Origin of the sequence: Cryobacterium sp. TMT4-10, from assembly GCF_004403275.1 — a bacterium.
GTDB classification, from domain to species: Bacteria; Actinomycetota; Actinomycetes; order Actinomycetales; family Microbacteriaceae; genus Cryobacterium; species Cryobacterium shii.
Window position 1 is genome coordinate 1 of the sequence record NZ_SOGU01000029.1, and the last position, 23787, is coordinate 23787.

20 protein-coding genes and 2 pseudogenes are annotated in these 23787 nt (G+C 67.0%); 12 read left to right on the forward strand and 10 right to left on the reverse strand.

The features are described from left to right. Window positions 1–102: 102 nt before the first annotated feature. A pseudogene (locus E3T42_RS04080) lies at window positions 103–579 on the forward strand (transposase); the annotation flags it as partial. Between the two features lie 144 nt (window positions 580–723). Here E3T42_RS04080 and E3T42_RS04085 read toward each other — a convergent pair. Next, on the reverse strand, window positions 724–1155 hold the full coding sequence (locus E3T42_RS04085) for an Lrp/AsnC family transcriptional regulator (protein ID WP_134402500.1): 432 nt from the start codon (window positions 1153–1155) through the stop codon (window positions 724–726). A 138-nt stretch (window positions 1156–1293) separates the two neighbouring features. Between E3T42_RS04085 and E3T42_RS04090 the strand changes: the two genes are divergently transcribed. The 5 genes from E3T42_RS04090 to arcC all read left to right on the forward strand — a co-directional run bounded on the left by E3T42_RS04090 (window position 1294) and on the right by arcC (window position 6486). Beyond that, window positions 1294–1440 carry a hypothetical protein gene (locus E3T42_RS04090; RefSeq protein WP_134365811.1) on the forward strand — a complete coding sequence of 49 codons (147 nt, stop codon included), beginning with the start codon at window positions 1294–1296 and terminating at the stop codon, window positions 1438–1440. Window positions 1441–1874: 434 nt separating this feature from the next. Beyond that, window positions 1875–3293: an APC family permease gene (locus E3T42_RS04095; RefSeq protein ID WP_134365812.1), complete on the forward strand. Its 1419-nt coding sequence runs from the start codon at window positions 1875–1877 to the stop codon at window positions 3291–3293. Window positions 3294–3326: 33 nt separating this feature from the next. Next, window positions 3327–4556 (forward strand): arginine deiminase, encoded by a 1230-nt coding sequence (locus E3T42_RS04100; RefSeq protein ID WP_134365813.1) that lies wholly within the window; start codon window positions 3327–3329, stop codon window positions 4554–4556. Continuing rightward, on the forward strand, window positions 4553–5554 hold the full coding sequence (argF, locus tag E3T42_RS04105; protein ID WP_104171449.1) for an ornithine carbamoyltransferase: 1002 nt from the start codon (window positions 4553–4555) through the stop codon (window positions 5552–5554). The genes E3T42_RS04100 and argF overlap by 4 nt, the downstream gene beginning before the upstream one ends. After that, window positions 5554–6486 carry a carbamate kinase gene (gene arcC, locus E3T42_RS04110; RefSeq protein ID WP_134365814.1) on the forward strand — a complete coding sequence of 311 codons (933 nt, stop codon included), beginning with the start codon at window positions 5554–5556 and terminating at the stop codon, window positions 6484–6486. The genes argF and arcC overlap by 1 nt, the downstream gene beginning before the upstream one ends. Window positions 6487–6555: 69 nt before the next feature. Here the strand turns inward: arcC and E3T42_RS16650 are convergent, their stop codons facing one another. Together E3T42_RS16650 and E3T42_RS04115 are read right to left on the reverse strand one after the other, a co-directional pair. Beyond that, window positions 6556–6705, reverse strand: a complete 150-nt coding sequence (locus E3T42_RS16650; protein WP_160141016.1) for a hypothetical protein — start codon at window positions 6703–6705, stop codon at window positions 6556–6558. Continuing rightward, window positions 6695–6922, reverse strand: a complete 228-nt coding sequence (locus E3T42_RS04115) for an antibiotic biosynthesis monooxygenase (protein WP_134402501.1) — start codon at window positions 6920–6922, stop codon at window positions 6695–6697. The genes E3T42_RS16650 and E3T42_RS04115 overlap by 11 nt, the downstream gene beginning before the upstream one ends. A gap of 201 nt (window positions 6923–7123) precedes the next feature. Here E3T42_RS04115 and E3T42_RS04120 point away from each other — a divergent pair, with 201 nt between their 5' ends. Together E3T42_RS04120 and E3T42_RS04125 are read left to right on the forward strand one after the other, a co-directional pair. Beyond that, a complete protein-coding gene (locus E3T42_RS04120) occupies window positions 7124–7771 on the forward strand; it encodes a Mu transposase C-terminal domain-containing protein (protein ID WP_370261685.1) in 648 nt (215 codons plus the stop codon). Beyond that, the gene (locus E3T42_RS04125; protein ID WP_198418089.1) at window positions 7768–8658 is read left to right on the forward strand and encodes an ExeA family protein; all 891 of its coding nucleotides are present in this window, start codon (window positions 7768–7770) and stop codon (window positions 8656–8658) included. The genes E3T42_RS04120 and E3T42_RS04125 overlap by 4 nt, the downstream gene beginning before the upstream one ends. Here the strand turns inward: E3T42_RS04125 and E3T42_RS04135 are convergent. The 5 genes and pseudogenes from E3T42_RS04135 to E3T42_RS04160 all read right to left on the reverse strand — a co-directional run bounded on the left by E3T42_RS04135 (window position 8626) and on the right by E3T42_RS04160 (window position 12684). Continuing rightward, entirely contained in the window at window positions 8626–9810 is a 1185-nt protein-coding gene (locus E3T42_RS04135; protein ID WP_134402503.1) for a DUF6544 family protein, read from the reverse strand. The genes E3T42_RS04125 and E3T42_RS04135 overlap by 33 nt on opposite strands. Window positions 9811–10396: 586 nt before the next feature. Then, a pseudogene (locus E3T42_RS04145) lies at window positions 10397–11116 on the reverse strand (IS256 family transposase); the annotation flags it as partial. 25 nt (window positions 11117–11141) lie between these two features. After that, window positions 11142–11753: a DDE-type integrase/transposase/recombinase gene (locus E3T42_RS04150; RefSeq protein ID WP_134402504.1), complete on the reverse strand. Its 612-nt coding sequence runs from the start codon at window positions 11751–11753 to the stop codon at window positions 11142–11144. A 29-nt stretch (window positions 11754–11782) separates the two neighbouring features. Further along, window positions 11783–12244, reverse strand: coding sequence for a hypothetical protein (locus tag E3T42_RS04155; RefSeq protein WP_134402505.1), 462 nt, complete (start codon window positions 12242–12244; stop codon window positions 11783–11785). Further along, window positions 12244–12684: a hypothetical protein gene (locus E3T42_RS04160; protein WP_134402506.1), complete on the reverse strand. Its 441-nt coding sequence runs from the start codon at window positions 12682–12684 to the stop codon at window positions 12244–12246. Before E3T42_RS04160 ends, E3T42_RS04155 begins: the two co-directional genes overlap by 1 nt. 101 nt (window positions 12685–12785) lie before the next feature. Here E3T42_RS04160 and E3T42_RS04165 point away from each other — a divergent pair, with 101 nt between their 5' ends. The 3 genes from E3T42_RS04165 (at window position 12786) to E3T42_RS04175 (ending at window position 15743) form a co-directional block, all read left to right on the forward strand. Further along, window positions 12786–14267 (forward strand): D-alanyl-D-alanine carboxypeptidase/D-alanyl-D-alanine-endopeptidase, encoded by a 1482-nt coding sequence (locus E3T42_RS04165; protein WP_241975821.1) that lies wholly within the window; start codon window positions 12786–12788, stop codon window positions 14265–14267. 85 nt (window positions 14268–14352) lie between these two features. Then, window positions 14353–14943 carry an isochorismatase family protein gene (locus tag E3T42_RS04170; RefSeq protein ID WP_134367280.1) on the forward strand — a complete coding sequence of 197 codons (591 nt, stop codon included), beginning with the start codon at window positions 14353–14355 and terminating at the stop codon, window positions 14941–14943. A gap of 59 nt (window positions 14944–15002) precedes the next feature. Next, entirely contained in the window at window positions 15003–15743 is a 741-nt protein-coding gene (locus E3T42_RS04175) for an alpha/beta fold hydrolase (RefSeq protein WP_241975822.1), read from the forward strand. A gap of 105 nt (window positions 15744–15848) precedes the next feature. Here E3T42_RS04175 and E3T42_RS04180 read toward each other — a convergent pair whose 3' ends face one another. Continuing rightward, entirely contained in the window at window positions 15849–20162 is a 4314-nt protein-coding gene (locus E3T42_RS04180; RefSeq protein WP_134402507.1) for a lamin tail domain-containing protein, read from the reverse strand. Window positions 20163–20305: 143 nt separating this feature from the next. Beyond that, window positions 20306–22216: a PKD domain-containing protein gene (locus E3T42_RS16980; protein ID WP_198418090.1), complete on the reverse strand. Its 1911-nt coding sequence runs from the start codon at window positions 22214–22216 to the stop codon at window positions 20306–20308. Window positions 22217–22410: 194 nt separating this feature from the next. Between E3T42_RS16980 and E3T42_RS04190 the strand changes: the two genes are divergently transcribed. Next, window positions 22411–23709 (forward strand): MFS transporter, encoded by a 1299-nt coding sequence (locus E3T42_RS04190; protein WP_241975823.1) that lies wholly within the window; start codon window positions 22411–22413, stop codon window positions 23707–23709. Window positions 23710–23787: the final 78 nt, after the last annotated feature.

Sequence of the window (23787 nt, forward strand, 5' to 3'; positions counted from 1 at the left end):
GGTAAATTTCCGACGTGATGCGGTCATGCTGATCTCTACTTTCAGTAGTCCCTCATTTTAAGAGGGCCCACTGTCCGAGAACTCCGCGGCAGGTCACACCACATCCTCGGTCGCCTCGTCGTGCGCCGGATCCCGGAGCTGAACAAGCAGAAACTCGCCGGCCAGACCACACTCTTCGACCTGCACCGCTTCCACGCGTTCTTCACCACCAGCACCCTGGACACGGTCACCGCGGATAAAACCCACCGCGCCCATGCGGCCATCGACCTCGTGAATTCCGACCTGAAGAACAGCGCCCTGGCCCACCTGCCCTCCGGTGTGTTCGCAGCCAACGCGGCCTGGCTGGCCCTGGCCGTCATCGCTTTCAACCTCACCCGCGCCGCCGCGGTGACCGCCGGCACCGGTCTGGCCCGGGCCACGACCGCGACCATCCGCCGGAAACTGATCAACATCCCCGCGAGGACCGCCTCGTCAGCCCGGCGCATCACACTGCACCTGCCCGAGAACTGGCCCTGGGAAACCGGCTGGGCCCACCTCTTCGACCACGCCTTCGCACCACCGAGCCCAACCCCGACCTGACCCGCCCGCCCCGACCCGGCACGACCTGGAAGACAAGTGGAACAACGCGAGCAGCGAGGCTCAGCGCACAACCACGCCCCAGCACGCCGCCGCAACTCAAATCAGAAAACGACTCCCAACCTCAGCCGGTCGGTGGAATGAGGCTTAGGACAGCGTCGAACTGAGCAGCAGACTCGTCTCGCTGTTAACGACGCCCTCGACGGAGCGAATCTGGCCGAGTAGCCGGTCGAAGTTGCTCAGCGTGTCGGTCCGGATCTCGGCCACCAGGTCCCAGCCGCCGTTCGTGGTGTGTAGCGCCCGGACTTCGGGAAAGCCGCGAAGTTGCCTGATCGCCCGATCTGTTGAACGCCCCTCGACCTCGATGAGCGCGATCGCCCGGATTGAGTCGGGATCCCGCTCTTCGCGAACCCGGACGGAGAATCCGATGACGGTGCCCGAGTCCAGAAGCCGCTGCAGCCGGATGTTCACCGTTGCCCTCGTGACTCCGAGGTCATGGGCAAGCGTGGTGACGGGGGTTCGCCCGTCCGCCCGCAGCGCGCCGATTAGGCGGCGATCGAGGTCATCGAGCGTATGCATGATTCACACTGTACAGCCAGGGGAACCATCTTGAAAGATTAATGGAACATATCTGCTCGTTCTGCTCGTTACGCGTTCACATTGCCTGGTCATAGGCTAATTACAGAAAACAAAAAGAAGGTTGTCGTGGTGCGTTTTATGAACGTAAAGAACATCACCGCCCGGCCGTTCGGCTTCGACATCGTCGTGGTAACGAGCGTTCGGGACGCGGTGGCGGGCGCCGACATCATCACGACCTCCACTACTGATGAGACCCAGGCGGCGGGGCGCACTCACTACGACTAGATCGCCATCTTCGACTCGGTCGATTTTGTCATCGAGGACTTTTCGGCGCTGCGCTACCTGCGCGATTCAGTCGCCGGTGCCTTATTCTTCGTCGAACTCGATCCGATCGCCGGTCCCTTCGATCCCAAGAACCTTTTCGGTCTGGTCGCTGACGCTATTGTCTCGATTTCTGCTCGGCCGTAAGCGCTGGCTCTCTGGGGCGGTGATCGGCGTGCCGTCAATGTTAAGTTCAACCACTGCGTTTTTAAAATCTGATCAGTTATTGCCCTGCGTCGGTTTCTGACACGCTCCACCGAAATGCACGGCAGATTTCAAGAACATCTATTTCAAGAACATCCGTGAACTCGTCACTTAGTTCCCTCGGCTGCTAAGCCCGGAAATCTTTCGACCTGACGATCGGATGTCACATATCCGTATCAACGCCGGAGGTCATCATGGTCCAACCAAGGTCCGAGGTCGGGTCTGTCCCGACCGAGCCCGAGGGGCGCACAACCGAGCGCGCCCTGTCCCTGCCTCAGTCGACTGCACTGATTATGGGCAGTATCATCGGTGTCGGCATCTTCTCGCTGCCCTACGCATTATCGGCGTATGGCCCGATCAGCCTGGTCGCCATGGGCCTCGCCACCGTCGGGGCGGTCGCGCTTGCGCTGATGTTCGCGGTGATGTCGCGACGCCTGCCGGCTGCCGGCGGACCGTATGCCTATGCACGCTCAGGGTTCGGCAACGCGGCCGGGTTCGTTAACGCCTGGTCCTACTGGATCACGGCATGGGCGGGCAACGCGGCGATCGTCGTCGGCTGGGTGTACTACGTCGAGCACTTCCTAAACAAGGACGGCGCGGTCGGCTGGTCCATCCTGATTGCCCTCGTCGGGTTGTGGATCCCGGCCGTGATCAACCTGACTGGCGTGCACGCGATGGGTTCGGTCCAAGTCTGGACGACGGTGTTGAAGTTCATTCCGCTGGCCATCATGTCGACCGTCGGGTTGTTCTTCATCAAGGCGGGGAACTTCACGCCGTGGAACCTCAGCGGTGACAGCAGCCTGTCGGCGATCGGTGGAGCGATGGCGATCGCACTGTTCAGCTATTTGGGCGTCGAGACCGCGGCCGTTGCCGCGGCGAAGGTCCGCGATCCCGAACGGAATGTCCCGAAGGCGACCATCTACGGCACGCTCGCTAGCGCCATCGTCTACCTGCTGTCGATGGTTGCCGTGTTCGGCATCGTGCCCGCCTCGCAGTTGGCTATGGACGTGAACAAGGCGTCCTACTCCGTCGCGGCCAACTCGATCGTCGGCGGCGGTTCCTGGGCCGGGGACTTGGTGGCGTTGGCCGTCATCGTCTCCGGTATCGGCGCGCTGAACGGCTGGACAATGATCTGCGCGGAGATGCCGTTGGCTGCCGCGAAGGACGGGCTGTTCCCGGCGCGGTTCGGGAGCCTGTCGCGGCGCCGGGTTCCGGCCTTCGGGATCATCGCGTCCACCGCGCTGGCTTCGGTCGCCGTGGTGATCAGCTATCTGGGAACCAGCGGCTCAACGGTGTTTACCACCCTGGTCCTGATGACCGGGATCACGGCGGCCGTGCCCTACGCATTCTCCGCCTTGGCCCAGATCAAGTGGCGTTGGCGGGACAGCCACCCAGTCCACACGTCGAGGTTCGCGTTCGATGTGTCGGTGGCGGTCGTGGCGCTGATCTTCTCGGTCGCCTTCATCTACTACTCCAGGAACACCAGCGACTTGTGGTACGTCGTCTGGGGCCCGTTCCTGATGGCCGGCGGCGCGTTCGTCGTCGGGATCCCGGTCTACCTTGCGCAGCGGCACCGGATGACTAAGCCGGCCCCCGTGCCCGAGTACCGCTGAGCATTTACACCATCAATATAGTAAGGAATAGCCATGCCATTTCGTGTTGAATCCGAAGTAGGAGTGCTGCGCCAGGTGATCGTCCACCGCCCGGGTCTCGAGCTCAGCCGGCTGACCCCGGACAACGTCGACGACCTGCTCTTCGACGACGTCATGTGGGCCGATCGGGCTAGGGAGGAGCACGACGCGTTCGTCGGCCAGCTCAGAGAGCGCAACGTGACGGTGCACTACTTCCGCGAACTGCTCGCCGCGGCGCTGGACGCGCCGGGTGCCCGGGAGTTCCTGCAGAAGTGTCTGACCACGGCCATCCGGTTCGGGCCCGCGCTGGACAAGCCGCTGGAGCGGATCGTCGACCAAACGTCGTCGGAGGTGCTTTCCGAGCTCCTGATCGGGGGCGTGCTCAAGAGTGACGTCATGCCGATGCTGCACACGCCCAGCCTTCTGATGGAGTCCCTCGGCATCGACGACTTCCTGCTGCGGCCTCTGCCGAACCACCTGTTCCAGCGCGATAACTCGGCCTGGATCTACGGCGCCCTGAGCATCAACCCGATGGCCAAGCAGGCCCGCAAACGCGAGACCATCAACTCCCGCCTGATCTACAAGTTCCACCCGATGTTCCGCGACGCCGGGCTGGAGATCGTCTACGGCGACGATTCCCTGCCCCACGAGCCCGCTACCGTCGAGGGCGGCGACGTGCTCGTGATCGGTAATGGGGTGCTGATGATCGGGATGGGCGAGCGGACCTCGCCCCAGGGGGTCGAGACACTGGCCCGACTGCTCTTCCAAGGCGGCCATGTCCGCCAGGTGATCGTCGTCGAGCTGCCGAAGGAGCGGGCGTTCATGCACTTGGACACCGCCATGACAATGGTCGACAGCGACGCGTTCTCCGTTTATCCGTACCTGCCCGAGACGCTGCGCGCGTTCATGCTCACCCCGGTGGGGTCCGGCGGTGACTACGACATTACGGAGCACACGGACCTGTTTCCTCTCGTGGCCGAGGCCCTCGGCGTCGACAAGGTCCGGGTCCTGCGCACCCCAATCGATCGCGCGGGTGCGCAGCGAGAGCAGTGGAACGATGGGAACAACTTCCTCGCCGTTTCCCCCGGCGTCGTGCTGGGTTATGAGCGGAACACGACCGCCAATCGATACCTCGCCGACGAGGGCATCGAAGTCGTACCCGTCGTGGGATCCGAGCTCGGCCGCGGCCGCGGCGGTCCGCGATGTCTGTCCTGTCCAATCGAAAGAGATGCGGTGATCCTGTGAGCTTTAACCTGCACAACCGGAGTTTCCTTAAGGAAGTCGACTTCACCCCGAAGGAATGGAAGTTCCTCCTCGGGCTGGCCGCGGACCTCAAGGCAGCCAAATACGCCGGCACTGAGCTGCCGCGGCTAACCGGGAAGAACATCGCCCTCATCTTCGAAAAGACCTCCACCCGGACCCGCTGCGCCATGGAGGTCGCCGCGCACGACCAGGGCGCCCACGTGACCTACCTCGATCCGAGCGGGTCACAGATGGGGCACAAGGAGTCCGTTAAGGACACCGCGCGGGTGCTGGGCGGGATGTTCGACGCCATCGAGTATCGCGGCTCGGCGCAGACCAACGTCGAGACGCTGGCCGCATCGTCGGGTGTGCCGGTGTGGAACGGGTTGACGGACGAGTGGCATCCCACCCAGGCGCTGTGCGACATGCTCACGATGCGCGAGCACTCCACCAAGAACGACCACGAGATCGCCTTCGCGTACCTCGGAGACGCGCACAACAACGTCGCGAACTCGCTGCTGGTGGCAGGGGCGCTGATGGGCATGGACGTGCGCATCGTGGCCCCCCGCCAGCTGTGGAACACCGACGATGTGATCGCGGCCGCCCAGACGATCGCCGAGAGCACGGGCGCGCGGCTGACCCACACTGAGGACGTCGCCGAGGGCGTGGCCGGGGTCGACTTCATCTACACCGACATCTGGGTCTCCATGGGCGAGCCCAAGGAAACTTGGGACGAACGCATCGCCGCCCTGCTTCCCTACCAGGTCACCGCGGACGTCTTGGCTAAGACCAGCAACCCCGACGTCAAGTTCATGCACTGCCTGCCGGCGTTCCACGACCGGAACACGGCCGTCGGGGAACAGCTGTTCAAGCAGACCGGCCTCGGCGAGCTCGAGGTCACGGACGAGGTGTTCGAGTCGTCCAGCTCCATCGTGTTCGCTCAGGCCGAGAACCGGATGCACTCGATCAAGGCGATCATGGTCGCCACCCTGGGTTCCTGATGCGCATCGTGGTCGCTCTCGGCGGCAACGCGCTCCAGGAGCGCGGCGCCCCGATGACGGTGCAAAACCAGCGTGCCAACGTCGCCAAGGCGTGCGCCGCGCTGGCGCCAATCGCCCAGGAGCATCAGCTGGTGATCTCCCACGGCAACGGGCCGCAGGTCGGGCTGCTCGCGCTCCAGGCGGCCGCCTACGACCACACGTCCGAGTACCCTTTCGACGTCTTGGGCGCCCAGACCGAGGGAATGATCGGGTACATGATCGAACAAGAACTCGGCAACCGACTCCCGTTCGAAAAGTCGATCGCGACGATCCTGACAATGACCGAGGTGGACCCGGCGGACCCGGCGTTCACGGACCCGACGAAGTTTGTCGGGCCGGTGTACGACGCCGACGAGGCGCGTCGCCTGGCGGTGCTGCGGGGGTGGGTCGTCAAACCCGACGGCGACCACTGGCGTCGGGTGGTGCCCTCGCCCATGCCGCAGCGGATCTTCGAGCTGAGCACGATCAAAACGCTGGTGGAGGCCGACACGGTGGTGATCTGCGCCGGCGGCGGTGGCATACCCACCATGTACCAGCCCGGCTCCCGCAAACTCATCGGCGTCGACGCCGTGATCGACAAGGACCGGGCCAGCGCGGTGCTGGCCCGGGACCTCAAGGCCGACTCCCTAGTGATCGCCACCGACGCGGACGCCGTCTACACCGGCTGGGGGACGCCAGAACAGCGCGCCATCATGCTCGTCCACCCGGACACGCTCGCGAACTTCGACTTCCCGGCGGGCTCGATGGGACCCAAGGTTGAGGCTGCGATCGACTTCGCCCGCAACACCGGTCGCGACGCCTTCATCGGATCCCTGACAGAATTGCCCGCGCTCCTGGACGGAACCGCGGGTACCCGGGTCTCCGTGACAGCCAACGGCGTGGCCTACCGCTGACCCCGCCGCGGTCCCACGACGCCGGTCCACGGCGGCTGACGGGGACGACAGAAACCTGCCCGGGCCGACTCAACGGTCCGGGCAGGTGCGCGTATACGGCAGGTTGGGCAGCGCGGCCTTCTCCCGCAACCAGGTCATGACAGGAGGAACGGCCTCGACAATAAAGTTGGCGATTGGAGTCAAAACGCGAATCAGTTCGCCGATTTTCTCAACCAGCAACGTGCGTGGCTCGACGCTGAAATCCTCGCGTCTGAGCTTTCACGGAATCCCAATCCGCAAGAAGATCATATAAGTTCGGCGATCCCATTGATCTTGACAAGGATAAGGAACGAAACCCGGGCTGGCCGCCAATCAGAGGACGCGCTTGATTGAACGCGGCCTCGAACTCGACCTTGGAACCGGCCAGCACCGAAAAAAATGCATGCTCAAGGATCATGCCCTCGGCCTCTCAGACCTGCTCCGGAGCCAAATCGGCGGGAGGTCAGTGGGTCCCGCTTAGCCTCAATACCGTTCAGTTGAGGCTTTGCGTGTTTCTGCGTCTTTGTCACGGACCTGCGCGAAGCTCGGAATCCGGCTGACACACTCAGCACCTTACCGACCTCAGGGTCGCGGGAAGATCGAGCGGTTCTTCAATACCGTGAACTCGCAGTTCCTCACCGATATCACCACCGTCGACACCAAAACGGGCGAGGTCGATGCGGGGGTGGGCAGCATGGTGACGTCGTTGGATGAATTGAATGCGTCGTTCACGTCGTGGGTGGAGATGGTTTACCACCAGGCCGTGCACTCCACGACCGGGCAAACACCGTGGCAACGCTGGGATGCCAGCTGGGTGGGCCGCAAACCGGTGCGGAAATCGCGGGATGAGATCGCGGAAGCGTTCCAGTGGTCAGCGATCCGCACGGTGACGAAGTCCGCGACCGTGTCGTTGCAGTCCAACACCTATCAAGTCGATCAACTCCTCGTCGGCAAACGCGTCGAGCTGATCTATGACCCCTTCGACCTCGCCGGGCTGATCACCGTCTCGGCTGGCAGCGGCGTCCCGGCCGGCATCGCCGTGCTGAGCGAAATCCGCCGCCACGTCCAGAAGAAGGCCGCGTCTGCCGCAGCCGACACCGCCGAGACCGGCGCGAAGAACGCCGCGTCCGGCATCGACTACCTGCGCCTGGTCGAGACCCGGCACAAGGGCACCATGGCCGGGGAACCGATCAGCTTCGTCAGAGCGTCCGCCTCGAAACGGGCCGCGGTCGTCTTCGTGCCGACCATTCAGGAGGCCGCCCGATGAGTATTGACACCCTGCAATCGCACTACGGTTTCACCCGCATGCCCTTCGCCCGCGATATCCCGCCGCAGGCCTTGAACCCGTACCCGTCGCATCGGGAAGCGATCGCGCGGATTGATTGGTGCGTCAGTCAACGCCAGCTCGGCTTGATCAGCGGCGAAGTCGGCGCCGGCAAAACCGTCGCCGTCCGTGCTGCCCTCGCCGGCCTCGAGCCGTCCCGGCACCAGGTCATCTACATTCCCGACCCGACGATCACGATGCGCGGCATCCACACCCGCATCGTCACCGCGCTCGGCGGCACCCCCGCGTTCTTCTCCGGCGTCCTCGCCTCCCAAACCGCCGAACTCCTCGCCGGCGAACTCGACGAACGCGCCCGCCTGCCCCTGGTCGTGATCGATGAAGCCCACCTGCTCACCAACACCGACCTCGAAGCGCTCCGCATGCTCACCAACAGCGACATGGACACCGGGTCACACTTCGCGATGCTCCTCATCGGCCAGCCCACCCTGCGGCGCCGGCTCAAGCTCGCGGTGCTCTCGGCGCTGGATCAACGCATCTCCACCCGCTACACAATCACCGGGATGAACGCCGCGGACACCACCGATTACATCCGCCCAATACGCGTCGGCGCAGATCACCGAGTTCGCCGCCGCACATGGCATCACCCGGTCGATGGGATACACCGGAATCTGCTGGGACAACGCCATGGCCGAGAGCTTCTTCGTGACCTTGAAAACCGAGTTCTATCCAACTCGCCGCTTAACCCGTGTCCACTCTCCGGGGTCAAGGTCAGTCGCGCACGCAGTGGATTCGTCGGCCAAACCAGGGATTGTACAAGGCGCGTGAAACCGAGGCCGTCATTTCGGGAGCCTCGGCCTCCGCACCCGTAAAACTTGGCCCGACGTGTTAGCCGCTGCGGCGTCGGGGTTGTAGGTGATGGTGTCGAGGTTGTACTCGAGGTACACGAACTGGTTGTGCGGGGCAGTGGGATGCCAACGGCCCTCGCCGCGGGTGGCGAGTCGCCGGGTGCCGAAAGTTCGATAGTCGCTCACGGGTGTCGACCAGGGTTGAGGGGTGAAGGTGGAGCCGTCCGGGGTGGTGCTCATCCGGTCGTCGGAGATGAAGTCGACGAGGTCGCCGTCGCGGAAGGTCAGGTCGGCGGTCACGGTCTGCGCACCGTTGGTGAATACCCCGCGGACATGGTTGTCGTCGAGGGGCTGCCAGACGATGGGGGCGTCAATGAGCGCCGCGGGTGCGAGGATGCAGAGGTCGTTGAACAGTGTCACGGTTTCGGCCCGGTCCATCTCCGGCCCTGCAGCATTTGCCATCGGCAGCATCGAGCACAGCTTGACGCGCATGGTGGCGGTGCGCCCGACGAGGACGTGGAGGACGTCGACCGGCAGGCCGAACATCGTGGCGTCCATCCAGAACAACCGGCTGGGCGCGGGCCCGTAGGTGTTGACCTGCTCGCCGGTGTAAGTCATCCATCGCGACGTGGCGCTGGCACGTATCCGGCCGTGAATTTTGGCGCGCAGAGAGGACACCCGGGGTTGACCGACGGCGCCGGAGCGCCGCACGTGCTCGGCGACCAGCTCTGGCAGGTGGGCCAGGTCGGCTTCGGTCAGGGCCACGCCGGAGCGCGGTTGGGCTTCGCTGAGCGCGGCCTGAACGCGACGCCGGTACTCGGCACGGTAACTCGTGGGGCCGTGGGACACGAAGGTGTATCCCAGAGTGGCCAACAGCAGGAGGTTTGCCAGCGTGCCTGTTTTGGCGTCGCTCCATGAGGTCAGGATTGCGGTCTGCGAGATCAGGACGCCCGCGGTGCCGGCGACCCACCACATGCGATTGCGGGCTGCGAGCAGCACACCGGTCGCTATGACTGCGATCGCGGCGGTCAACCAGACCAGGCCGAGCGCCGGTTCGATCGGCTCGGTGAGAGCTTTCACCTCCGCCCAGCCGAACCCTTTGGCTGCGCCGAGCAGATGGATGAGACCGTGCCCGACGAGCACGACAACGACGATCCACCGCATGAAGGTTCTCATCGGGTCGCGTCCCGAATCTGGCGGGGGAAAGGGTTTTCGACGCGGTTTGTTCGGGTGCCTGACATGGGTGTGCCTTCGTTTTCGTGGGGGTGGGGTGAGTTGCCGATATCGTTCATTCATCGCGACCCGAGGCGAGGTCCTTCACGCCCGAGAAGCAGTTCTCGCGCACCCGTGCTTCGCCTCGACGAGAATCATCAAGGCCTCGCCCAGCACGCCGTCGTAGGCCGTCGCTTCGGCCATTGCCTCGGATGGCATCGCGGGCGTGAGGACATCCAAGTCGGCGACGTCCCTCAGCACCGCGACTTGCGCCGGATTCTGAGGATCGACAAACGTTCGAATGTTAGTGACGCCGAGGGGCCGAAGACCTCTTCGCGCTTCGGTGAGGCAAACCAATGATCCTTGTCCTTCACATCATGGTGGGCGATCACGGTTGGAATAACGCCTCCTCTCGACGGGGGCTAGGAATCACCATCGCCCACTGTGCAGAACGTTAGTAGTCGGTCCGCACCCGGGCAAGGCTTGGGTCAAGTCCAAATGTGTGGTGTAACGGGATTGCCGCGTGATTCTTGGATCTTTGGGCGCTGAGTTCGGTTGTGAGTTCCTCCTTGTCGGTCGGGATGAGGGTGAGGCGTGAGCGGCTGAGGACATCGAGGCCGAGGTAGCGGCGGCCTTCGATCCATTCGTCGTGTTGTTCGGCCAGGACCGCGCCGACGAGTCGGATCAGGGAGCCGCGGTCGGGGAAGATGCCCACGACGTCGGTGCGGCGGCGGATCTCTCGGTTGAGGCGTTCCTGGGGGTTGTTGGACCAGAGCTGACGCCAGATCTCCTTCGGGAACCCGGTGAACGCGAGCACGTCTGCCCGGGCTGTCTCGAGGTGGGTGGCGACCGCGGGGAGCTTCTCCTCGAGGGCGTTCAGGACCCGGTCGAACTGGGCGTGCACGGCGTCCGCGTCGGGCTGGTCATAGACGGAGTGGAGCAGGGTCTTCACCCACGGCCAGCTGGACTTCGGGGTCGCGGACATCAGATTCGCGGCGTAGTGGGTGCGGCAGCGCTGCCAGGTCGCACCGGGCAAGGTGGCCCCGATCGCGGCCACGAGGCCGGCATGCGCGTTGCTGGTGAAGAGTTTCACGCCGGTGAGGCCACGGGCGGTCAGGTCGCGGAAGAAGCCGAGCCAGCCGGCGCCGTCTTCGGCGCTGGTGACCTGCAGGCCCAGGATCTCGCAGTGCCCGTCCTTGTTCACGCCCGTCGCGAGGAGCGCGTGGACGTTGGCGACTCGGCCGCCCTCGCGGACCTTCAGCACCAGGGCGCGGAATTTGATGCTCCTATTGTTGTCAAGCGCTGACTTTCGGTTGTTCACTGAGCCATGTGCGGTAGCGCTCAGAAAGGACTCGATCTTGGGTGGCGCCGCGTTCAATCCGCGAGATGGCTTTGGGCCAGGCGCTCAGCTCGAGTGCTACTGCGGTCTGGGTGAGGTGCAATGCGAGGCGCCGTGGACGCAGGTCGTTGGTTAGCAGGCCGAGCCGTGGGTTTTGCAGGACGCGGTATATTTCGCGGGCGACGTAGCGCTTGAGGCAGCGCATGATCTCCTTCTCGCCTTTGCCCTCGCTGGTGCGTTTGACGACGTAATCCTGGGTGCGTCGGGCATCGCCGAGGCTGCCGAAGGATTCCGGGAACACGGGGGCGAATTTGAGCGTCTTGAACCACGCCTCCGAAAACGGATTGTCGTTACTGACCCGAGGCCGGGAATGCGACTTGGTGACCTCCAGATCTGAGAGCAGCGCGGCGACGGTCTTGCTCGTCATCGACGTGCCCCGGTCGGCGTGGACGACCTGCAGGGTGCCATGGATGGAGAAGGTCTCCGTCATCATCTCGGTGGCGAGGACCGCGGACTCCGCCGGATGGACCTTCGCGCCGACGATGTAGCAGGAGTAAATATCGATCATCACGTAGGCGTCGAAGTACTTGCGCTTGATTATGCCGACCTTTTCAGCCCAGTCCCCGCCTGGAAGCTGGGATCGGAGACCAACATCGGCATAATCACAATGTCGGCATAACACGTATAGACCTGGCCGGGGGCTGTGGCGACAAGTTCTGGGATCGCGCGGGCCGGGTGGCGGGCCAGTCGGCGGCGTTCCTTGACCTGCTTGTTCTCGGCCAATACCCGGTAGATCGTTGAGATTGACGCCAGATACACGCCCTCGTCGAGCAGCTGCGCGTAGATCTGGATCGGCGGCAAATCCACGAACCGGGCCGAGTTCACCACAGTCAGGATGCGGGCCCGCGCGAGGACATCGAGCCGGTTCGCCGGCACCACCACCTGCCGGGCGGCCCGGGTGCGGGGTGTCCGGGTCGCGGTCGCCCGCGGTAACCCGACCAGGCTGGCGGCCGTCCGCGTCGGAATGCCGTGGCTGGTGAGGTCGCGGTAGGTGGTCATCACGGTTTCGTGTGTGGTGTTTCGTCCCGCGAGCTCTTCGAAAGATTTTCGAGTAGCTCGTGCATTTTTGACATGATCTCCAACGCCACCCCCGTCGTTTCCAACCTCCGTTCCGTCAACTCAAGTTGGCGGCGGAGCCGGGCGATCTCGGCCTGCTCGGGCGTGAGCCGGCCGATCTTCTCCCCGGGTTTCTTGCCCTGCAGCACCCCGGCATCGCGTAGTTTTTGCCACTCCGTGATCTGGGAGGAATAGATGCCCTGCTCCCGCAGATACGCGCCGCCGCCGTTCCGGGAGATGGCGTCCTCGTAGGCGGCGAGGTGGTCAAGTTTCTGCTTCGGCGTGAACGACCGCCGGGGCGTGGGGCCGCCCGCGCGGGGGCCAGGACTGCTGTTGTTCATGGGACTATCGTCGCGCACGGCGATCAACGATGGGCTGGACATGGTGGGACTTCCTGATTCTCGCCCTACGTCAAACGGCGGACTTGCTCTGAGCTACTGGCCTCAACTCACCCTGACACGTAGGGGGACGGTAAAGTACGGGGGTGTCAGACCAGGATCCCCCGCTGAACCGCCCTGCCCGAGCGCGCGCCGGGATCGCCGCTTTCTTCGCCCGGCACCGTACCGCCACCCGGATCGCGGCGGCTGCCGGCCTGTTTGCGCTGCTCGGCACCGGCGCCGTTGTCGCCAGCGCGGCCACCGGCGCCCCGGCGCCTCTCCGACCCGCGGCGGCCGGAAGCAGCACAAGCACGACCACGAGCACGCCCGCTCCGAGCGAGGCGCCCCCGCCGGCCCGCCCGGTGCCGACCGCGGCCACGGCGGCAAGCCCGCTGCGCACCTGCTCCGTCGCCGACCTGGCCGCCGATCCGAGGCTCGCGAACTTCCAGGCCCAGGTCGTCAACGCGACCACCGGAGAGGTGCTCTTCGACCGCGGCGGCGACACCCCGTCGCGCACCGCCAGCGTGCTCAAGGTGCTGACCAGCGCGGCCGCGCTCCGCGTCCTCGGCCCCGACTACCGCGCCACGACGACCGTGGTCGCCGGCAGCGCGCCGGGATCGGTGGTCCTCGTCGGCGGGGGAGACCTGACCCTGTCCCGCACGCCCTCCGGCGAAGAATCCGTGTACGCCGGGGCCGCCCATCTCGACCAGCTGGCCGACCAGACCATCGCGGCCTGGCAGGCCGACCCCGCGAACCCGCCGCTCACCTCCCTCATCCTCGACTCCTCCCTGTTCGGCGGCCCCGGCTGGGACCCGAGCTGGGACCGCAAGGAACTCTCCGACGGCTACATGCCAGAGATCACGGCGCTCCAGGTCGACGGCGACCGGGACAACCCCTCGCGCAGCACCTCCGCGCGCAGCGGCGACCCGGTCGGGCGGGCCGGTGCGGCCTTCGCGGACGAGCTGGGCGGCGGTGTCAGCGTCAGCCGTGGCACGGCCCCGGCCGGCGCCCGCCAGCTCGCATCCGTGCAGTCGCAGCCGGTGTCGACGCTCATCCAGCAGTCCCTGACCGTCTCGGACAACGCGCTCGCGGAGATGCTCGCCCGCCTGGTCGCGGTCAAGTCCGGGGCCGGCAACACGTTCGAGTCCCTGCAGCAGTCCACCGTCGCCGGACTCGCCCCCTACGGCCTCGACACCTCGGGGATCCTGATCGCCGACGGGTCGGGACTGAGCGACGACAACGCCGTGCCGCCGTCCTACCTGACCCGCCTGTTCATCAAGATCAACGCCCGCGAGGGCAACCTCGGGGTCATCTTCGACGGTCTGCCCGTGGCCGGCGGGCCCAGCGGATCGCTGTCCTACAGCGACCGGTTCACGGGCGAGAACGCGGTCGCCGACGGCGCCGTCTTCGCCAAGACCGGCTGGATCGACACCGGGTACACGCTCTCGGGAATCATCCACGCCGCCGACGGCACGCCGCTCACCTTCGCCGTTTACGCGCTCGGTGATGTGAGCGATAATGCGAAGCAGGCGCTCGACACCATCACCGCAGGCTTCTTCCGCTGCGGCGACAACCTGTCGAACACCTGACCAGCCAACACCTAACCAGCCAACACCTGACCAGTCAGCCACTGACCGGCTGATCGACGCATCCGCCGAGCGAAGGAGCCACCCCGTGACCAGGGCCCTGTTCATCATCGACGTTCAGAACGACTTCACCGAGGGCGGTGCCCTCGCCGTGGAGGGCGGGTCTGCGGTCGCCGCGGGAGTGAGTGCGCTGCTGGCGGCGCATCCGGATGCCTACGACGCCGTCTTCGCGTCCCGCGACTGGCACGACCCCGACAGCGACAACGCCGGCCACTTCGCCCTGTCGGGCGAGCCCGACTTCACGGGCACCTGGCCGGTGCACTGCGTGGCCGGGACCCCCGGCGCCGAGTACCACCCGTCGTTGTTGCTGCCCGATACCACCATCCACATCCGCAAGGGCCAGGGCCGACCCGGCTACTCGATCTTCGACGGCGTCTCGGAGGGCGGGGAGAAGACCGGCGAGCTGCTCATCGCCAACGGCGTGACGGACATCGACATCGTCGGCCTCGCCACCGACCACTGCGTGCGTGCCTCCGGCCTGGACGCGCTCGAGCACGGGCAGCACCTGCGGGTGCTGACCGACCTCGTGGCCGGCGTCGCCCCGCAATCGAGCGACGCGGCCCTGGCCGAACTGGCCCACGCCGGTGCGGTGCTCGTCACGTCCGACGTGGTCGACTAGGCGTGGTCGGGGAAGGCTCAACCAACGGGTCGGATTCGGGGGCCGGCGCCGGCATCGGCATGGCCGCGGACACGGCGTACGCCCGGCGCCTCGACGGCGTGCGCATTGCGTACGACGTCGCGCCGGGGGAGCGCCCCATCCTGCTGGTGCACGGGTTCGCGTCGACGGCCGAGATCACCTGGGCCGGCACGGGCTGGGTGCGGGCGCTGCAGGACGCGGGACGCGGCGTGATCACGCCGGACCTGCGCGGTCACGGCCGCAGCGACAAACCGCATCGCGGCATCGACTACGTGCCGCGGCAGCTCGCCGCCGACCTCGTCGTCGTGCTCGACGCCCTCGGCCTGGACCAGGTCGACGTCGTCGCCTATTCCATGGGTGCGAGGGTGGCCGCGGCCCTGGCCCGGCTGGCCCCGGAGCGGGTGCGCCGCATGGTTCTCGGCGGGGCGGGACCGGTCGAACTGTTCGAGACCTGGGACACGGATGCCGTGCGCCGCTTCGTCGCCGACGACACCCTCCCCACCGAACCGACGATCGCGGCGGTGCTCGGTTCGGCGTTCAGAGCCGGCGCCGACCGTGAGGCCCTCGCGGCCTGCGTGCTGGGTGTGGCCGGCGCCACGCTCGACGTGCCCGCCGAGATCCCCGTGCTCTACGTCGCCGGCGGCGCGGACGCCATCCCCACCGGGGTGGCCGACCTCGCCCGCGCGCGCGGATCCGAGTACCGCGAGCTGCCCGGCCGGGACCACGTGAACACGCTCACCTCCCGCGAGTTCAAACGGGCCGCGCTGGAGTTCCTGGCCTGAGCCCCTGCCCAGGTCATCGCCGGGGCGGATGCATGCTCCACGTTCAGGCGCACACAGAAGTGGTGGGCGAGCCGTAGCCCGCCCACCACTGTCTGAGCCACCCGATCAGGCGGTCGGCGCCGCCCGCAGGTCGTCCCACGAGATGGTCATCGGGGCCGGCATCCCGGTGCGGCTCAGGTAGGTGTACAGCCCGAGGGATCCCGCGGACTGCAGCCCCGCGGTGTTGTCGGTCTGCGTTCCCTGCCAGGTCGCCGGCTCGGCAGCCCCCGCCTTCCAGACCTTCGCCTGGATGGTGGTCGGAGCCGTCCCGGTCACCTGCACCCGGAACTGCAGCCGGTCCCCGGTGTTGAGGGTGACACCGGTGGCAATCGTGGAGCCGATCAGCTGATCGTTGTTGCGCACCAGCTGGAGCTGGACCGCCCCGGTGGTGCCCACCACGACCCGCGCACCGTAGGAGTTGGTACCGACCTGCCGGCCGATCACTCCCACGTAGACGCTGCTCGCCGTGGGTCGGGGGAACGCCACCGAGGCAGTGAGGTCGGTGCTCGTCGAGGACACGCCCCCGAGGACCGCCGTGCGGATCGCCCCCGCCGCCACGTTGACCGTGCCCGTTCCGCCGTTCACTGCGAAGTCGGAAGCGGTCCCGGTCACCGTCCAGGCGCCGCCCGTGTCCGCGCTGCCGAAGCCGTTGGTCGTGGTGCGACCGAAGGCGTCAGTGGCGAAGGCGGCCGGCCCCGGCGGCGGCGGCGTGACCGGCCCGGTCACGGTCACCGGGTGGGTGACCGGGGCCGACGTTGCGCCCTTGTCATCCTTCACGATGAGACTGACCTGGTAGGTGTTGCCCGCGCCGTAGGTGTGGCTCGTGGTGGGTGTGGCGGTGGTGGCCGTCGTCCCGTCGCCGAAGTCCCAGGCGTAGGACGCGACCGTCCCGTCCGAGTCCTTCGAGGCGCTGCCGTCGAAGCTCGCGGCAAGCCCGTTGGGGGTCCCGGTGAACTCCGCCGTCGGTGCGGCGTTGGTCGCCGGGGGTTCCGTCGGGGCCGAGCCCGTCGCACCGGCCCACAGGTCGTCGAAGGAGACGACGAGTGAGGTCGGCGTGGCGGAGCTGCTGAGGTAGCTGTACAGGCCGATGGAGCCGGCCGACTGCAGTCCGGCGGTCGCATCGGTGACGGTGGCCTGCCAGTTCGCCGGCTCCGCGGTGCCCACCTTCCAGACCTTCGCCTGGATGGTGGTCGGAGACGTCCCCGTCACCTGCAGCCTGAACTGGAGCCGATCACCGGTGGCGTAGGTGAGACCGGCGACGGTCACCGCCCGCATCTGGATATCGGTGTTTCTCACCAGCTGCAGCTGCACCGACCCATTGGCGCCGATGACGGCTCGTGTCCCGTAGGTCGCGGTGCCCACCCGGCGGCCGATCAGGCCGACGTAGTTGCTGCTCGCGGACTGTCGGGGGAACCCCACGGTCGCCCGCACCTCGGTATCCGATGAGGACACCGACGCCAGGTAGGCGAAACGGTTGCTGCCCCGCGGCAGTGTGATGTTCGCCGTCCCGCCGCTCACCGCGAAGTTGCTCGCGGTTCCGCTGACGGTCCATGCCCCACCGGTCTCGGCGGTGCCGAACCCGTTGGTGCTCGACCGGGTGAACGAGTCCTGCGCCAGCGCCGTGCCCGCGGGGGGTGTGACGCTCCCGACGGTGACCGAGCGTATGGTCGTGCCCGTGGCGCCGCCGTTGTCCGTCACCGTGAGCGTCACCGTGTAGGTGCCGGCCGTGGCGTAGGTGTGGGTCGCCGTGACCCCGGTGCCCGCGGCGGTGTTATCGCCCCAGTTCCAGGAGTAGCCGGTGACGGATCCGTTCGGGTCGCTCGACGTGGAGCCGTCCACACTCACTCCGAGCCCGTTCGGGGTCGCGGTGAACGCGGCGGTCGGCGGGGTGTTCGTCGGTGTGCCACCCGCGGTGTTCACCAATCCGGGGGTGCCGCCCGTGGTCGAGGTCGCCCGCCAGTTGGCCGGGTCCGCGTTGTCCGCGGTCGGTGACACCAGCTCCAGGGAGGGGCCGCCGGTTGCCGCCGGCCACGGCGCGGTCGCGCCGTAGGTCACCGTGTCGACGACGTTCGCGCCGTTCATCAGGGTGAGCGCCTCGCCGTCGCCGCTGAGGTCGCCGACGAACTCGCCGCCGACCAGCCGGTTCCCGGTGGGGTACGCGGCACTGAAGGCCTTGTCGTTTTCGACGAACACCATGCGACCGCCGGCCGGGATGACCGTGCCGGGCTGAATCGTCAGGTTGACCCCGTCACTGATCTTCCAGCCCGAGATGTCGACCGCCGTGGTGCCCGGGTTCGCGAGCTCCAGCCAGTCGCCGCCGGTGTTCGCCGCGCTGTGCATGATCTCGTTGATCACGACGGCAGCGTTCGCCGACTGTGAGGTCGGGACCGGCTTTCCGGTGCCAGTGTTGTTGTTGATCGCGTTGCGGCGGTCGGCCAGGCCGGCGAGGAAGGCCGTCCGGGCAGACGCCGGAGTGTAACCGCCCCACTTGGCACGGTCGAGGTTCCAGTCGGCCTGCGTCTTGGACGTGATCGCGTCCCACTGCGCCTCGTACTGGCCGGGTGGGAGGAACTGGTCGGCCAGGGTGCGGAGGTGGCGGTAGAACATCTCCTTGATCTCGGGGTAGGCGAGCATCGCCTGCGTGAAGTTATTGGAGGTGTCCGGGGTCAGGAACAGTCCCTTGCCGTCGCTGGCCGGCGTGGTGAAGGTCCAGTTGAGGTCCCACTGCCACATCTCCCAACGGCCGGTGCCGGCGGTGTCGCGCGCGATCCACCAGTTGTACCACCCGCTGTCCTGGTGGCGGATGATCGAGTTGGTCGCCATGTAGTTGACGAGCTCGGGGACGTTCACGTTCTTGTAGATCCAGGCCTGCTGCGCGGCGGACGGGTTGGCGTCCACCGTGTTGGACAGGGTCCACGCATCCGTGAAGTCCTCGCTCGTTCGGGTCTTCTTGTCCAGCCAGGCGTTCGCCTCGAGGACGGCCGGGGAGGACGTCGCGCCGAGGCTTCCGGCATCGCCCTTGTAGATCGCCCAGTCACTGACGCCCTGGGCGTCGCGCCAGGAGCCGTCCATGGTCTCCATGATGCGGCCGAGGCTCCAGAAGGCGCCGTTCCGCTGGGTGCGGACGGGGAGGATGTTGAGGCCGCGGTTGCCGGCGGCACGCACGGTCGCCCAGGAGACGTCGGCGAAGTTGTCGGAGTAGTTCTGGAGGGCGAACTCGTCGAGCGGGTACGGGAGCGCGCCGCCCAGGTCGAACGTGTACCCCTTGGGGAGCTCGACCTTCCAGTTGACCTTGGCGGCCGTGCGTGAGGTGTTTCCGCGCACGTTCATCAGCGCGTTGTCGATGACCTGCCCGTTGTACGACCACACGGCCGCACCCTGGAAGTCGTCCGTCCGGTGGTTGGCGAGGATGTCGTTGTAGACGGAATCGGCCATGAACCACTCGATGACCGGCAGCTGGGTGCTGACGCCCGACGTCACGACGACGCCGAGGTATCTGATCGACGCACCGTCCGCGGGAAGGGAATACGCGACGCCCGCGGCGTCGGCCTCGATCCGGTACCGGACGAGATTGCCGGCAGCCTGGCCGGAGATGGTGGCGGAGTAGACGCCGTCACCCGCTCCGCCCGGGCTAGCCGCATCGTCGCGGAACGGGAGGGAGGCGTCCGCGCCGAACATGACCTTGTAGACGAGGTTCGCACTCGATCCGGGCTTCAGCCGGGCCGAGACGGTGATGGGCTCGTTGGGTGCCGGGCGCGCCGGGGTGGCGGTGACCTCGGTGATTTCCGGGGTTGGGCCCGCGCCGTTGATCGAGTTCACCTTGCCGGGGGTGCCGAGGTTCACGGCGCTGGCGCCCCAGCTGGCCGCCTGCGTGTTGTCGGAGAGGAGGTCGCTAAGCTCGAGCGTCGGTCCGGTTCCGTCGGGGGACGCGGGCCAGCCGGGGAGGCCGGCGTCGGAGTACGTCACCGTGTCGACGGTGGCCGCCGAGGCATCCTTCACGGTGATGATGCCGGTGCTGTTCTTCAACTTCGTCAAGGCGCCGTACACGGCGTTGGGTGCGAACCCGTTGGTCGTCTGGAATTGGACGGCATTGGCTGCCACGACGAAGTAGCCGTGTGCGGGAATCGTGGACCCCGCGGGGAACGTCGCGGTGACGGCGTCGGCGATGGTCCAGCCCGAGACGTCGATGGCGCTCGAGGACGTGTTCGTCAGCTCGAACCAGTCGTCGGCGTCCAGGTCTGAGGCGGCGTGGTAATTGATCTCGGAGATCACCACCCCGCCAGGTTCGGCGAATGCCGGGGTGGCGACGAGCACCGATCCGGCGATCGTGGCGAGAACAACAGCGATGGAGGCGCCGCGCGCCACTCGTCCAGCCGTCATTGGATGACCCTTCAATGGAAGGTGGGAGCCCCGGTGGGTAGCCGGCAGCCCGCGCCGTTCGGGTGGACGGCGTCGCAGGGGACAGTATCCGGAGACTCACCGAAAAGCTACCCAATTCGGTCGGCCCCCCGACGAGCCGGCGATCAGCCGGTGGGTCCGGCGGAGAGGTTGTCGAAGGTGATGGGGAGGCTGGTGGAGGTGCTGCTGCTGCTGAGGTAGCTGTAGAGGCCGATGGAGCCGGCGGTCTGGAGTGCGCTGGTGGTGTCGGTGATGCTGGCCTGCCAGGCTCCGGGCTCGGTCGTGCCGGTCTTCCAGACCCTGGCCTGGATGGTGGTCGGTGAGGTGCCGGTGACCTGGAGCCGGAACTGGAGCTGGTCGCCGGAGTTGAAGGTGAGGCCGGTCACGCTGACCGAGCGCAGCACGGTGTCGGTGCTGCGCTGGAGTTGCAGTTGAACGGATCCGGCGGAGCTCACGACGGCCCGGGCGCCGTAGCTGCCGGTGCCCATGCGGCGGCCGATCAGGCCCACGTAGGCACTCGAGGATCCGGGCCGGTTGAACGTAACGGTGGCCGTCATCTCGGTGTCGGTGGCGGACACCCCGGTGAGGTAGGCGTATCGGTTCGCGCCGCGGGGAAGGGCGATGGTGCCGGTGCCGCCGGTGACGGAGAAGTTCGCGGCGGTGCCGCTGGTCGTCCAGGCCCCACCCGTGTCGGCGGTGCCGAACCCGTTCGCCACGGTGCGGGTGAACGAGTCCGTCGCGTAGGCGGTTCCGGCCGGCGGCGGAGGCGGCGGAGGAGGGGTGCCCGGGTCGGTGACGGTGACGCCGTGCGTGATCGTCCCGGTCGCCCCGCCGTTATCCTGAACGGTCAGGGTCACCTGGTATGTGCCCGCCGCGGCATACGGGTGGCTTGCCGTTGCCCCGGTGCCGGTCGCGCCGTCGCCGAAGTCCCACGAGTAGGACGCGATCGTGCCGTCCGAGTCGCTCGATCCGGACGCGTCGAACGACGCGGTGAGGTCGGCCACGGTGCTGGAGAACGCCGCCACGGGCGCCACGTTCGCCGGCGGCGGCGGCGGGGTCGAACTGTACGGAATCCGCTGGATCTGCAGCACGTTCGGCGTACCGACCACCGATATCTTCGCCCATTCCGACGTTCCGCCCTGGACGGTGATGCGAGTGAAGTTCGGCACCTTCACCGTGCCGTAGAAGGACGTCCACTTGTTGTCGGTCCGGTTGAGAGGCTGGTCGTTGACGAACCCGTGAGTGTCGCCGTTGAACAGGAAGACGGGCTTGCCGAAGCTGAGGCTGTCCGTCGCGAGTGCCGTCACGATCGGCTGGAACGCCTGCTTGTAGGTCGAGTTCCCGGTGCCCGGGATGAACATATCCGCCTGGGTGAGAAAGACCACCGCGCGGCTGCCGTTGGCCTTCGCGTTCGCGACGGCGGTGTGGATCTCGGAGATGACCGCGTTCGTTCGGGCGGTGACCTCGTCCCTCTGGGCGGTGCCCACGCTGGATGAGCCGGACCAGGTGTTGAGGTCGTTGTTGCTGCCGACGATGTGCAGCATCGCGAACGTCAGGGCGCCCTGCTGGAAGGTGACGTTCTCCGGGTAGCCCGCCTGTGCGGTCACCGCCATCTTGTTCTGGCCGAGCGTGACGCCGGGGTTCGGGAAGAAGATGGAGCGGAGCGCCGCCAGACGCTCGAGCGGGTTGCCGGCTCCGACCAGGGCGCGTGAGCAGTCGGCCCACTCATTGTCGCCGGGGGTGTACATCATCGGATCGGAGAAGGTGTTGAAATGGTTCCTGATCAGGGAGTAGTAGGAATTGGAGCAGTCCAGCGGACTGCTGATGTCGCCGACATGGAACACGGTTTGCACCGCGGGGTCTGCGTTGATGTTCGCGATCTCGGTGGGGAGCTGGCTGAGCTGCGTCGAGCCGTACGGGACATCCCCGATGACGGCGAACGTAAGCGGATCGGCCGCAGCGGCGGGGGCGGCCAGGCCGAGGATCGAGGCGGCGGCAACGGCTGCGGTAATGGCGACGGAGAGGGTGCTCGGCATACGGCGCACGGGAGACTCCCATTAACGTGGGGTGTAGACGGGGTCGATCGGCTAAAGGAACGGTACACCCGACGGGACGTCGTCGCCAGTGATTGGTTCACCGCCGTCTGGCGAAACGAGCCGTGCTGCCTCCCGTAGGGTGGGCAATGCGTGCCTCGCCGCCGAAGCCGCCGAATGCCGACCGGGGGACCGTCATGACAACCGACATCCAGGATGCGACGCGAAGGACGCCGATGGGCGCGGTCTCGACCGGCCCGACCACCGGTGCGGGCTCGACGGCCGGGCGGCACTGGCTGGCACCGGCGGCGGCGATCTTCGCGGTCGCCTGGGGCGGCAACGAGTTCACCCCGCTGCTGGTGATGTACCGCCAGGCCGACGGGTTCTCGAACCAGCTGGCGAACCTGCTGCTCGGCGCCTACGTGCTCGGCATCATCCCGGCGCTGCTGATCGCCGGACCGCTGTCTGACCGGTTCGGCCGCCGGCCGCTGATGCTGCCCGCGCCCTGGATCGCGATCGGGGGGAGCGTGCTGCTGGCGCTGTCCGCGGGCAACGTGCCGATGCTGCTGGCCGGCCGCATCCTCTCCGGCGTCGCCCTCGGCCTGGCCATGGCCGTCGGCACCAGCTGGGTGAAGGAACTGTCCGCGAAACCGTTCGACCTCCGGGCCGACCGGGCCTCGGGGGCGCGGCGGGCGACGATCGCGCTGTCCCTCGGGTTCGCCCTCGGGGCGGCGAGCTCCGGCGCGCTGGCCCAGTGGGCCCCCTTCCCCGGCGTGCTGCCCTACGCCGCGCACACGGTCATCGCCGTGGTGTTCGGCCTGCTGCTGCTGCGCACCCCGGAGTCCCGGGGCCGGGGCATCGCGGCCCGCCCCCTGCCGGCGGCCCACCCGGCCACCTCCCCGTACCCGCGATTCCTGCTCCTGATCGTGCCCGTGGCACCCTGGGTCTTCGGAACGGCCACGACCGCGTACGCCGTGCTGCCCGCACTGGCCGCCGGACAGATCCCGTCCGCGCCGGTCGCGTTCGCGGCCCTGCTCTGCGTGGTGGCACTCGTGGCGGGCGCGTCCCTGCAACTGTTCAGCCACCGCATCACCGCGGGGCACAACGCCCGCGGCATCATGGTCGCCCTGATGCTGACCGTTGGGTCTCTGCTGCTCGCATCCGTCGCCGTGAACCCGCCCCGGCTGTGGCTGATCCTGCCGGCCGCGGCCCTCCTCGGCGCCGCCTACGGCCTGCTGATGGTGTCGGGCCTGCAGGAGGTGCAGCGGATCGCGCCGCCGGACCACCTGGCCCGGCTGACCGCCGTCTACTACGGCATCACCTACCTCGGCTTCTTCGTGCCGCTGGGACTGTCCCTGCTCGAGCCCTGGCTCAGCTACCAGGTCATGTTCGCGGGCGGGGCTGCCGTGTCGGCGGTGTCGCTGGGGCTGGTCATGGTCATCTTCCGCCGGGACATCTCGCTGCACCGCGCGGCCGCCCGGGACGCATCCGTCTGACCGCACCGAAATCCAGCCGCACCGAAATGTTTTTCTATGCATGTGCATCCGTTTTCGGGCTGGCGGGAGAAGTAAGGG